Here is an 11,794-nt window from a genome sequence, read left to right as displayed (position 1 = left end):
CAGAAAAGCCATAGCAACCTATAGCGCGCCGCGCACGATACAGCGTCGACCAAAATTAACTGGCGCAATAATGCTGAGATTACCGGCGGGCTGTTGATGATAATCGCGAATAAACGCATCGGCCTCCTGCACTTCCTGCAGGGCGCGGGCGCAAAATTGATACCAGGCGCGCCCCACTTCGGTGACCACCATGCGTCGGGTTGTCCGCTCCAGTAGCTTAACGCCCAGCCGGATTTCCAGTTGCGCAATCTCTTTGCTGATAAAAGATTTTGACAGGCCAAGGCTATTCGCCGCCTCGGTGAAACTCTGGGTTTCCACTACACGGGCAAAAACCATCATTGCGGTAATATTTTCAAGCGGTTGCATAAGGTTCCCCGTCAGCATGTGACGGACAGCCTGACAAAAAGAAGGGGAAAATACCAGTGGGAAAAAACAAGTAAAACTGAGCCGCACGTAGGCGGCTCAGGAGAGGCTTACTGTTTCGGCGTAAGGTTTTGCGCGTCGTCAGTTAACTGCTGCGAGCCCAGTTCAGCCCCGGTGGTAGGATCAATATCCGGGTTAGAACGGGTGCGCAACGCCATGCTTTCAAGCATGGCTTTTTCCTGCTCCGACAGCATCACTGATGCCAGACCGTCGCCGCCGTCAACCGCCGGCTGAGGATTCGCGACGTAATCAAAGTTCTCATCCGAGTTCCAGCTACCGCGTACATCACCGCCTTCAGACATATTGAAGTAAGTGTTGGCATACTTCTCAATCGGCGGCAGTTTGCCTGGCGGGAAGTTGTTACGAATCGAATAGAGCGCTTTCTCAAAAGAGATCTGGTGCGCGACTTCGCGCGTCATCAGGAAGCCCAGCGCATCTTTTACGCCTGGATCATCCGTCAGGTTAATCAGTCGTTCGTAGATGATTTTTGCACGCGCTTCTGCGGCGATATTGGAGCGCAGATCGGCGGTGACTTCGCCGATGGTATCAATATAGGCTGCGGTCCAGGGTACGCCAGCAGAGTTTGTCAGCGGCGGCCCACCACCGTACAACAATGCGGTGGTATGACTATCGTTACCGTTGCCGGTTAATGAACGATAAAGCTCAGCTTCCTGTTCGGTTCCTTCAGCCAGCGCGCCTTTTGCGCCTTTGTTCAGCATCCCTACCAGAGAACCGATAATCTCAAGATGGCTCAGCTCTTCCGTTGCGATATCCAGCAGCATATCTTTACGTCCGGCATCGTCATCGCCCAGACCCTGGGTAAAATAACGGCAGGCGGCGGCAAGTTCACCCTGCGGACCACCAAACTGCTCAAGCAGCAGATTTGCCAACCCTGGGTTAGGTTCAGCCACACGTACCGTGTACTGCAATTGTTTGACATGTCTAAACATTGCTCACTCCTCTATAGAGGTTGCCAACGCTGGCAACCTCAATGCAGTGAAATGCCATTGCTGGCTTTGATATTATTTTTTTGCTTCGGTATCTGGCTGTGCAGAACGCACCATGAACTGCTCGGTAACATCAGGCAGATGGTTCAGTGCCCAGTCAGCCATTGCTTTTTCCTGCTCGCGGATTTGCTCAAATACGCGTGCACCCTCGCTATCGCCAGCCAGTTCAGCGGCGGCAATCAGAGAGGTGTAGCAGGCAATTTCAAACTGTTCGAAGACGTAGCCGCTGATTGCGCCTTTCACGACTTCATCGGAAGCAAACATACCGCCCATCGCCTGGCCCATCGCCGCCACTTTCCCCATCATGTCTTTCATGGTAGAGCTGGAGGTATCCTGGCGATCGATAACCTGTTGCAGCATTTGCTGCTGCTGACGTGTTTCTTCGATATGTTGCTGAAGACGTGCTTTAAGATCGGGATAATGCTCCAGGCGCGAAGACATTTTTTCCAGCATTTCTTCTGCTTGTTTTTCCATTGCATGCGCGTCACGCAGCCAGCTGAGATAGTTTTCCTGATAAGTCATACTTTCACCTCGTGATAAGTGAGTCAGAAAATAAGCCCAACGTAATCAACAAACGCAACGTCAGAATTATCTCTTTCATATTGTTCACCGATAAAAGTTCGGCGAACCTTAAAATCCATACTTAAAAAGCGTAGGCAGCGAAACAGCAATTAACAACCCTAACGCAAAAAAAATTTGCGTTATGTTTTTGTTAATGCGCTATAAAGCAGAAACGGGTGATATTCAGATTAGTGCTATAAATAGAGATACGGAAATGAGAAACCCCCGACAGTTATACAAAACGTGTCGGGGGTTGAAAACGATGGGATCAGCCAGCTAATCGGTTAGCTGCCAGAGGGACGTCCACCGCCGTGGCTGTTTTGGCCGCCTTTTTTACCAGCTTCGGAAGCTTTTTCACGGTCATTTTTGAAATTACCCCCGCTATGCTGACCGCCTTTTTTACCGGCTTCTGATGCTTTCTCACGATCTTCTGCGAAATTACCAGGATTGCCACGATGTTCAGTCATAGTATTCCTCCTCGTTATTTCATAAATAATATTCTTATCCACTACCTGGGTAATGGAAAAGAATATTCGCGACTACGGGTATAAATTTAGCTAACGCGTTGAGGAACGCAAATGATAAACGCAGCGGTAATAAATGATTGAAAAGAAAAAGAACGGCCCTGTAAACCTTCAGATTTGAAAGATTTAATTACAATCGGATGCAAATATTAAATAAACGCAGGGTTATTAACAGGCGAAGCGGTAATAAGCATTAACTCTGCTGTGATTTTATGGGAGATAAATAAACGATAAGGTAATTACCGTGCAGGCCAGTCTTTACTGACCTGAGTTATTCACGGCACTTTTGACGGAATTCGCCAGGCGTCATGCCATAGTGACGAACAAAGGTTTTGTGGAAAGTATCATGGGAAGAAAAACCATGCTGTACCGCAACATATTCAATGGTGACATTCGCCTCTAACAGCATGCGAGCTGAGGCAACCAAACGCTTTTCGCGGCAGAACGCTGCCAGGGTTTTCCCGGTTACCGCATGAAAGTAACGCTGAAGATACCATTTTGAATAACCCGTTTTTTCAGCGCAGTCATCTACGGTAATGCGTCGATGTGGATTGCTTTCAATCCAGCGCATCAGTTCACGAATAACGCCATAGGTGAACATCTTTTCACTTGCCGCGCTTACGCTCATGTTTCTCTCCCTTTACCGTGCGGACGCATCTGGCTGCAACTCCAGCCGAATAAGGTGAAGCAAATTGCACCGCAGCACCTCTTCATCACCATCAATGACGCCGTGCATGGCCAGTAAATCCTGCCCCAGAACCAGCGCGATCAAACGCCAGGCGGTAGCAGACGCCATATCATGGCAACGCAAATGGTTATTTTCGATGACACTACTGAGCATGCTGTGCCACTGATTCAGCGCATAGACAAAGATTTCGTGCAGTGCGCGATCCTGATGCGCCAGCACCGACACTTCACGCCAGATTTCTATATCGCGCGTTTTTTTATCACAGGTACCCAGCAGCGCGAGTACGGCGTCGATACCGCTTGATGCTTCGCTGGCTGCTTTATGTTCCGCCGATTTCTCATGCACAATAGCCAGGAATGCCTGACACTTTAGCTGACTTAACGAAGCGAAATGACGGTTGATATGCCCTACAGCTGCCCCGCTCTCTTGCGCAACTTTGCGTGCAGTAACCGCAGCGTATCCTTCGCTTTTCATCACTTTTATAGCGGCATTCAGTAACAATTCTGCCCGCACGTCCGCTTTTAAGTATCCCATTCCTTTGTCCCGTAATGTTTAGCTGGCGGGCAGTGTGCCTCTTTTTGAACACATGTTCAATAATTTTCCTGAACATGCGTTCAAAACAATATGACATATCCTTACATATCCCTTACAGCAACAACATTACAGCTAATCGTTTGCGTAACATACGAAAGCGATTGCTTGCTATTGAAAAGGCGGTGTATGACGAAATTTTTAAACACACAACGTTTGTTCGTGATCCGCATCACAAAACAGCTGAATCAAAATGAAACAAACTTTGACAAACGTGAGCAATATCTATTTTCTATCCGCAGGATACAGGCAACCTATGCGGGCTGCCGCGACGTACCCGTACGTCTTCCCCGGAGTGGCATATAACAACACCTTTCCGTCCAGAAATGGGCACTGATTCGCGGCCTTCTCTGACTCAGCAGAGAGGCAATTAAGCATGTGGTAACCAATGAAAAATAAAATGTTGATGGCAGGCGCGCTGTTGGCAGCGTCATACAGCGTCACTTCTCAGGCGCAAACCAGCGATGCGACCTATGTCTCTGACTGGTGGCATCAGAGCGTTAACGTGGTGGGCAGCAACCACACCCGCTTCGGGCCGCATCTGAATAACGACGTCTATCTGGAATATGAAGCCTTTGCCCATAAAGACTGGTTTGATTTTTATGGCTACCTGGATATTCCTAATTTCTTCGGCGCAGCAAACAGCTATCAGCAAGGCATTTGGGACAACGGTTCGCCGCTATTCCTGGAAATTGAACCACGCTTTTCTATTGATAAGCTGACCGGCACCGACCTGAGCTTCGGTCCTTTCAAAGAGTGGTATTTTGCCAATAACTACGTTTACGACATGGGCCGGGACAGCAACAACCGTCAGAATACCTGGTATATGGGTCTGGGAACGGATATCGATACCCATACCAAACTGGGCCTGTCGCTTAACGTCTACGCCAAATATCAGTGGGAAAACTATGGTGCGGCGAATGAAAACAGCTGGGATGGTTACCGCTTCAAGGTGAAATACTTCCTGCCGATCACCACGCTGTGGGGCGGCAACCTGAGCTATATCGGCTTTACCAACTTCGACTGGGGATCTGATCTGGCTGATAAAACGCCGGGTGCTACTCGCGCCAGTAACTCTATCGCCTCCAGCCATATCCTCGCGCTGGGCTACGATCACTGGCACTACTCGGTGGTGGCGCGTTACTTCCATAACGGCGGTCAGTGGGCGGATGGTGCCCATCCGAACTTCGGCGACGGTCCGTTTGAAGTGAAATCAACCGGCTGGGGTTACTATCTGGTTGTGGGTTATAACTTCTAATAGCAAGCAGGGCCAGGAGTTAACCCCCGGCCCCGCCGCCTGAAGACAAAAAAGCCAGCCATCTTTACGGAGGCTGGCTTTTTGTTTACTTAGCCCAGCATTTCACGGACAAAGTTTTCAATCTCTTTATCCTGGCAGTTCTCAAAGAAACACTGCTGGAAACGCTGACCGCTGACCGCTGTTTTCACCAGTTCGGGATCGATCGCGCGCAGTGTATCAAGGTAGTTATCTTTCACCACTGCCGCTTTGACCTGATTAAGGATACCGGCGTTGCGCACCTGTGGCTCTTTACGCTCCGGCGGATAGCCCTGGCCTTTTTCGCCGCTAAAGGCTTTTTCAAAGATAAAGCGCAGGTTCAGCTCCGCACCCCAGCCGAAACCTTTGGCGAAAGGCAGCGCCAGCGCGTTACCGTTATTAATCTGGGCAAACAGATAGGCATCCGCCGGATCGATACAGTAACCACAGGCGACGCCCGGATGAATATTTAGCGACATCAGGGCACCCTGGCCAGTGCCACAGCCAGCAATAACAAAATCCACGGCTTTTGAATTCAGCAGAATGCTGGCCATAATACCCAGGTGAATATAGGTCAGATGATGATCCTGCTCATCGCTCATGCCCACGTTAAATACCGGATAATCCAGACCGTTAGCGACCTGCTGCAGTTCTTTTAGCACCACGGCGTTTTTTGCCGCCTGGCTGTTCTCCATCATCAGAGCAATTTTCATCGTTTATCCTCTTATTACCTGGCTGGTTATCTGCCGGTGGTATGCATTCATAATTATGAAACACCGTTTCATAATTTAATATTAGCTGTTCCTTATAAAGATCGCTTTAACTTTTTGCTGTGACGGTTTTCACATTTCTGGGTTCAGGCCCCTTTTTCACTTACTTTTTGCGCACCCGCGCGCATTTAGCTGCCGCCCGAAAAATTGTGTGATCTTTCTTACATTTTCTTCAGGCTACGCTCGGCAACCGCCACGAACCGGGTATGCTCTCCACAATGTGAAACAGCGTTTCATTTTCTATTAACCCCTGGCGGGAGGAAAAAGCTATGGCAAAGGGGAGTCGGTTACATCTGCCCTTCTATCGTTTTCAGGATGAGAAGACCGGTGCGGAAATGGTGCGCTTAACGCCGCCAGAGGTGTTAAGCCACCGCAACTATTTCTACCAGAAGTGCTTTTTCAACGACGGCAGCAAGCTGCTGTTTGCCGGTGAGTTTGATGGTCATCGCAACTACTATCTGCTTGATTTAAAGCAGCAGCAGGCCACCCAGCTCACGGAAGGTGCTGGCGATAATACCTTTGGTGGCTTTCTCTCGCCCGACGATCGCTATCTTTTCTACGTTAAAAACGAGCGCCAGCTACGCCGTGTGGATCTGGACACGTATGAAGAGGTCACCATTTACACCGTGCCACAGGCGTGGGTAGGCTATGGCACCTGGGTTGCCAACAGCGAATGTACCAGTCTGGTCGGCATTGAAATCGATCGCGAAGACTGGGAACCGCTCAGCGACTGGCAGGTATTTAAAACCTTTTTTGAAAAAAATCCGCACTGCCGCCTGCTGCGCGTTGATTTACGCACCGGTGAAGCGGAAACCATTCTGGAGCAGCGTCTGTGGCTGGGCCATCCTATCTATCGTCCTTACGACGATCATACCGTCGCCTTTTGCCATGAAGGCCCGCACGATCGGGTTGATGCCCGTATGTGGCTGATTGACGAGGATGGCGACAATATGCGCAAGGTAAAAGATCATGCGCCTGGCGAAAGCTGTACCCATGAGTTTTGGGTGCCCGATGGATCGGCGCTGATCTATGTCTCCTATCATAAAGATCGTCCCGATCGCGAGATCTGCCGCTACGATCCGGTAACGCAGCATAATGAAGTTTTAATGACCATGCCTGCCTGCTCGCATTTGATGAGTAATCACAATGGCACGCTGCTGGTAGGAGACGGTTCAGGTACACCAGTGGATGTGCAGGATACCAAAGGCTACACCATTGAAAACGATCCGATGCTGTGGCTGTTTGATGTGGAAACGCGCCGCCATCGTGCGCTGGCGGCCCATAACAGTTCGTGGCGCGTGCTGGACGGCGATCGTCAGGTGACCCACCCGCATCCATCGTTCACCCCGGACAATCGCCAGGTGCTGTTCACCTCCGATTATGAAGGGCAGCCCGCGCTTTACCTGGCTGCCATCCGCGACGATTTTTTCGATCAACCCGCAGATAATGGATAACGGTATGTTTATTTTCAGAGAGCAGACTCAGGTTGAAGATCTGGGCAATGGCGTGACGCGGCGCATCCTGGCGCATGGCGGCGGCATGATGGCGGTGGAAGTGACATTTGAAAAAGATGCGGTTGGCCCGCTGCATCATCACCCGCACGAGCAGCTCACCTACGTGCTGTCAGGCCGCTTCGCGTTTACCATTGATGGCGAAACCCATGAGGTCAGCGCTGGCGATACGCTCTATAAAAAGCCGGATGTGGTGCATGGCTGCGTCTGCCTGGAGCCAGGCGTGCTGCTGGATACCTTTACGCCACAGCGGGAAGATTTCCTTTCGTAATCACGTGCCGCAAAAAATAACGGCGGCGGATCCGGTTAAAGATGCGCCGCCGTGCGATTACGGCTCAGGCTTAATGCGCAGCCTGTGGCAGTTTTTCAATATCAATATTGCCCTGCTGCCCGGAAACAAATGACGTTTTCCGTACGTCGGCCACATCCTGTGCGGTGACCGGCTTCGCGGCCTGGTTGCCCCAGCTGGTGCGAATAAAGTTCACCACGTCGGCCACCTGCCGATCGTTCAGACGCCAGCCAAAGCCTGGCATCACTACCGTACTTGGTGCGCCCTGTACGCCCGGCAAGGTGCTGCCGGTCAGGACGATGTGGATCAGCGAGGTCGGATCGTCTGCCAGCACCACCGGATTGCCGCGCAGCGCCGGGAAGAAACGCTTATAGCCCTGGCCATCGGTACGGTGACAGGCGGCACAGCTATCAACATATTCCGCCGCGCCTGCTTTGCTGTCGTCGCCTTTCCACAGCGCCTGTGCCACCGCGTCATCTGGCTGGAAGCCGGTTTGCGAAGGATCTTTCGCGCCTAACGATTTCAGATAGCGCGCTATCGCCTTGATATCTTCATCGCTCAGATACTGCAGACTATGCTCTACCACTTCCGTCATGCCACCGAAAGCCGCCGTATCGTCATTGCGACCGGTGCGCAGAAATTGCACCAGATCGTCCTTGCTCCAGCGCCCCAGGCCGTCACGGTTATCGCCACGCAGGTTGCTGGCGGTCCAGCCATCAATCGGCGCGTTGCTGCCGGCAAGGTAATCGCTGCCTTTCTCATCGCTCAGCGCTTTCTCCTGCATGGTAATGCTGCGCGGCGTGTGGCAGGCGCCGCAGTGCCCCAGCCCTTCCACCAGATAACGTCCGCGCGCCAGTTCCCGATCTTCACCCGATTTCGGCTGGAACGCTTTCACGTCCGGCGCGAAAAGCGTACGCCACACAGAGAGCGGCCAGCGCATAGACAGCGGCCAGGGAATATCGCTCTCTTTATTCTGCTGCGCCACCGGCGCCACGCCATGCATAAAGTAAGCGTACAGCGCCTGCATATCCTCATCGCTTACCACCGCGTAAGAGGGGTAAGGCATGGCCGGGTAGAGCGTATCGCCGTTTTTCGCGATGCCGTGACGTACCGCTTTCTGGAAATCGTCATAGCTGTAGCTGCCGATACCGCTTTCCTTATCGGGCGTGATATTGGTGGAATAAATGGTGCCGATCGGCGTTTCCATCGGCAGGCCGCCCGCAAAGGGTTTGCCATCTTTGCTGGTGTGACAGGCGACACAGTCACCCGCGCGCGCCAGATACTCACCACGCTTGATCAAATCGCCGCCCTGGTTATCAACCGCCATTGCGCCAGTAGCGGACGTCATCAGGCACAGCGCCAGTAATACCTTTTTCATCGCCATCATCCTTATGCCTGCACCAGCGGTCCGGGGTTTTTCAGATACTGTTCACGAATTGCCCTGGCCGACCAGTAAGTCAGCGCGGCGACCATGCCGGTTGGGTTATAGCCCAGCCCCTGCGGGAAAGCGGACGCACCCGGCACAAAAACGTTCGGCACATCCCAGCTTTGCAGATAGCGGTTCACCGCGCTGGTTTGCGGATCTTCGCCCATGATGGCGCCGCCATTCATATGCGTGGTCTGATAAACCGTGGTATCGAAATGGGTGCCCTGCACTTTTGGCGCGCCGATGATCTCTTTTGGATTCATCGCCTCGGCAATTTTGCGCATTTTGCCGTGCATAAACTGCGACATCTTGATGTCGTTGTCCTGCCAGTCAAAGGTCATGCGCAGCAGCGGCTGACCAAAGGCATCCTTATAGTTCGGATCCAGATCGAGATAGTTGGTGCGGTAAGACTGGTGCGCGCCGTGCGCATCCATAGAAACATGGTGCGTATAGTGATCGGCCACTGCCGCTTTCCACTTGCTACCCCAGCCAGGCGTGCCCTGCGGCACCGGCAAGCCGGAAATCGGCTTCACGCCCGCCTGGTTAACCCAGAAAGGCGATCCGCCCACAAAGCCATATTTACCGTGGTCAAAATTATCGGCGTTGAAATCGTCCACGCCCACGCCCGCACCGCCTGCGCCGATAAAGTTATTGGTATGTACATCCTTGCCAAAGAACGCCTTGATGGTAGAGATGTTCTGATAGGCAAAGTTACGTCCCACCACGCCTTCGTTGGTGATTGGGTTGTAAGGCTTACCGATGCCGGAAAGCAGCATCAGATGCACGTTATGGAACTGGAAGGCGGAAAGGATCACCAGATCCGCCGGCTGCTCAACCTCGCGGCCCTGCGCATCCACATAGGTTACGCCGGTGGCACGTTTTTTATCGTCAGTCAGATTAACGCGCAGCACATGCGAGTTATCACGCAGCTCAAACTTCGGCTCCTGGCGCAGCGCTGGCCAGATGTTGACGTTGGGCGAAGCCTTGGAATACATGTAGCAGGCGTAGCCGCTACAGTAGCCGCAGAAGTTACACGGGCCCATCTGCGCGCCATAGGGATTGGTGTAAGGCGCAGAGGTATTTGCCGAAGGCAGATCGTAAGGATGGTAGCCCACAGACTCAGCCGCTTTGGCAAACAGCTGCGCGGAATAAGTGCGTTTCTGCGGCGGCAGCGGGAAATCGTCCGAGCGATCGGGGGCAAACGGGTTGCCACGGCCCTGTCCGACCACTTTGCCTTTGATACTCCAGGCCGAGCCGGAGGTACCGAACACTTTTTCCGCCTTGTCGAAGAAGGGTTCCAGTTCGTCGTAACTTACGCCGAAATCCTGAATCGTCATCCCTTCCGGAATAAAGTTTTTGCCGTAACGCTCCTCATAGTGGCTGCGCATCCGCAGTTCCATGGGATCGACACGGAAATGGACGCCCGACCAGTGCAGGCCAGCGCCGCCGGTGCCGGTGCCGGGTAAAAACGCCGCCAGCTGACGGTAGGGCTGTGCGGTCTGGGAAGGATTGTGACGAATGGTCACGGTGCTTTTCGACAGATCCTGGAACAGCTTTTTGCGAACGTTATAGGTGAGTTCATCAATTACCTGCGGATAAGCGCCGTCCGGGTAAGTATCGCGGTGCGGACCGCGTTCCAGCGCCACGACCTGCAATCCTGCTTCCGTGAGTTCTTTCGCCATAATCGATCCGGCCCAGCCGAAGCCGACAATCACCGCGTCTACTTTTTTCATCTGGTTTGCCATGCTTATGCTCTTTCTCCACGAATCGATACCGCCGGGAAGGGATAACGCTCGCCGCGCTCCACCCAGTCCATAAAGTCAGCGCGTGCGCCCGGGAAGCCGATCAGCTTCCAGCCCACCATGTGCTGATTGCCGCCGTGCAGCGGATCGCAGAAAAAGCCTTCGCGGGTATTTTGCAGAAGATAAGCAAAGAAAACTTTTGCTGGCAGCTGTTTAAAGCTGGCCTTGTTGCTTTCAAACTCGCTCAGCAGCGCGTCCTGCTGCGCTGGCGTCAGTGCAGCAAAGGCTTTGCCATGTTGCTGTTTCGCCCAGGCGTCCGCTTCTGCAATACCAAGGCGATAGATCTGTTGCGGTACCAGCGGCAGCTGATAGCCCAGCTCTTTCGGCGCATCAGGATCGAATGGTCCCTGCATATACCAGTTATTGCCGGTGGCGTATGGCGTGTTCATCTGCCGATCAATGAATTCCGGAACGCCAGCTTCCAGCGCGCCGGGGCCACGTTCGTCAGCCGGAATTAACCGGGCGACCGCCGCCTTAATAAAGGCAAACTCCTCGGCAGAAAACCAGACGGGCTGATAATCACGAGCGGTTTGCGGCCCGGCCGGCGACGCGCTATCGGTGGCCTGCGCGCTGTGGCTGAGTCCAAATGATGCGATCCCGGTGGTGCCCATCGCCACGGCAGGTGCCAGGGTGATGGTTTTCAGGAGAAAATCCCGCCTTGAAGTGCTTGTTTTGTTTTGCGACATGACATTGCCTTAGCGCTCGTTGCTAACGGCGCAACTGTTGATCCTGATCGTTATTGTAATTATCAGTAACTGAAGGGTTTTTCCGGCAGTAAACGTTTTGTTACCGGTAACAAAGGCGCGCATTGTAACAGTTATTTTGTAAAATCTTTAGCTTCAAAAAACAAAACACCACAATTTTTTTAACATTAAGCTGACATCTCTCTTGCGCCGCCGCGCTCAGCAAAAGCTCTCTGTAACGGCTGG

At 52.6% G+C, this 11,794-nt stretch carries 13 protein-coding genes; 3 read left to right on the top strand and 10 right to left on the bottom strand.

Features of this window, described 5'->3' with window-relative positions; translation table 11 throughout:
• Positions 1 to 18 precede the first annotated feature (18 nt).
• The 6 genes from ACQE32_RS13400 to ACQE32_RS13375 form a co-directional block, all read right to left on the bottom strand.
• Complete coding sequence (locus ACQE32_RS13400; RefSeq protein WP_426973182.1) at positions 19 to 366, bottom strand: LysR family transcriptional regulator; 348 nt, start codon at positions 364 to 366, stop codon at positions 19 to 21.
• Between the two features lie 107 nt (positions 367 to 473).
• Complete coding sequence (locus ACQE32_RS13395; protein WP_426973180.1) at positions 474 to 1,373, bottom strand: manganese catalase family protein; 900 nt, start codon at positions 1,371 to 1,373, stop codon at positions 474 to 476.
• Positions 1,374 to 1,445: 72 nt separating this feature from the next.
• Positions 1,446 to 1,952, bottom strand: a complete 507-nt coding sequence (locus tag ACQE32_RS13390; RefSeq protein ID WP_352412391.1) for a ferritin-like domain-containing protein — start codon at positions 1,950 to 1,952, stop codon at positions 1,446 to 1,448.
• A gap of 323 nt (positions 1,953 to 2,275) precedes the next feature.
• The gene (locus ACQE32_RS13385; RefSeq protein WP_085069752.1) at positions 2,276 to 2,458 is read right to left on the bottom strand and encodes a general stress protein; all 183 of its coding nucleotides are present in this window, start codon (positions 2,456 to 2,458) and stop codon (positions 2,276 to 2,278) included.
• A 328-nt stretch (positions 2,459 to 2,786) separates the two neighbouring features.
• The gene (locus ACQE32_RS13380; protein ID WP_426973179.1) at positions 2,787 to 3,143 is read right to left on the bottom strand and encodes a helix-turn-helix domain-containing protein; all 357 of its coding nucleotides are present in this window, start codon (positions 3,141 to 3,143) and stop codon (positions 2,787 to 2,789) included.
• A gap of 12 nt (positions 3,144 to 3,155) precedes the next feature.
• A complete protein-coding gene (locus tag ACQE32_RS13375; RefSeq protein WP_426981909.1) occupies positions 3,156 to 3,737 on the bottom strand; it encodes a TetR family transcriptional regulator in 582 nt (193 codons plus the stop codon).
• Between the two features lie 445 nt (positions 3,738 to 4,182).
• On the opposite strand from ACQE32_RS13375, the gene ACQE32_RS13370 reads away from it, so the two are divergent.
• Positions 4,183 to 5,052 carry a nucleoside-specific channel-forming protein Tsx gene (locus ACQE32_RS13370; RefSeq protein ID WP_427021922.1) on the top strand — a complete coding sequence of 290 codons (870 nt, stop codon included), beginning with the start codon at positions 4,183 to 4,185 and terminating at the stop codon, positions 5,050 to 5,052.
• A gap of 89 nt (positions 5,053 to 5,141) precedes the next feature.
• Here ACQE32_RS13370 and ACQE32_RS13365 read toward each other — a convergent pair whose 3' ends face one another.
• Positions 5,142 to 5,780: an RpiB/LacA/LacB family sugar-phosphate isomerase gene (locus tag ACQE32_RS13365; protein WP_085069746.1), complete on the bottom strand. Its 639-nt coding sequence runs from the start codon at positions 5,778 to 5,780 to the stop codon at positions 5,142 to 5,144.
• A gap of 326 nt (positions 5,781 to 6,106) precedes the next feature.
• Between ACQE32_RS13365 and ACQE32_RS13360 the strand changes: the two genes are divergently transcribed.
• Positions 6,107 to 7,291: an oligogalacturonate lyase family protein gene (locus ACQE32_RS13360; protein ID WP_427021921.1), complete on the top strand. Its 1,185-nt coding sequence runs from the start codon at positions 6,107 to 6,109 to the stop codon at positions 7,289 to 7,291.
• Between the two features lie 4 nt (positions 7,292 to 7,295).
• Positions 7,296 to 7,619, top strand: coding sequence for a cupin domain-containing protein (locus tag ACQE32_RS13355; RefSeq protein ID WP_250651024.1), 324 nt, complete (start codon positions 7,296 to 7,298; stop codon positions 7,617 to 7,619).
• Positions 7,620 to 7,689: 70 nt separating this feature from the next.
• On the opposite strand, the gene ACQE32_RS13350 is transcribed toward ACQE32_RS13355, so the two are convergent.
• The 3 genes from ACQE32_RS13350 to ACQE32_RS13340 are packed head-to-tail and all read right to left on the bottom strand — an operon-like array spanning position 7,690 to position 11,551.
• Positions 7,690 to 9,015 (bottom strand): c-type cytochrome, encoded by a 1,326-nt coding sequence (locus ACQE32_RS13350; RefSeq protein WP_427021920.1) that lies wholly within the window; start codon positions 9,013 to 9,015, stop codon positions 7,690 to 7,692.
• A gap of 11 nt (positions 9,016 to 9,026) precedes the next feature.
• Positions 9,027 to 10,808: a GMC family oxidoreductase gene (locus ACQE32_RS13345; RefSeq protein ID WP_085069742.1), complete on the bottom strand. Its 1,782-nt coding sequence runs from the start codon at positions 10,806 to 10,808 to the stop codon at positions 9,027 to 9,029.
• A gap of 2 nt (positions 10,809 to 10,810) precedes the next feature.
• Entirely contained in the window at positions 10,811 to 11,551 is a 741-nt protein-coding gene (locus ACQE32_RS13340; RefSeq protein WP_426973172.1) for a gluconate 2-dehydrogenase subunit 3 family protein, read from the bottom strand.
• Between the last annotated feature and the right edge of the window lie 243 nt (positions 11,552 to 11,794).

The organism is Pantoea sp. FN0302 (assembly GCF_050113775.1).
GTDB classification, from domain to species: Bacteria; Pseudomonadota; Gammaproteobacteria; order Enterobacterales; family Enterobacteriaceae; genus Mixta; species Mixta alhagi.
This window is presented reverse-complemented; position numbering and strand designations above follow the sequence as displayed.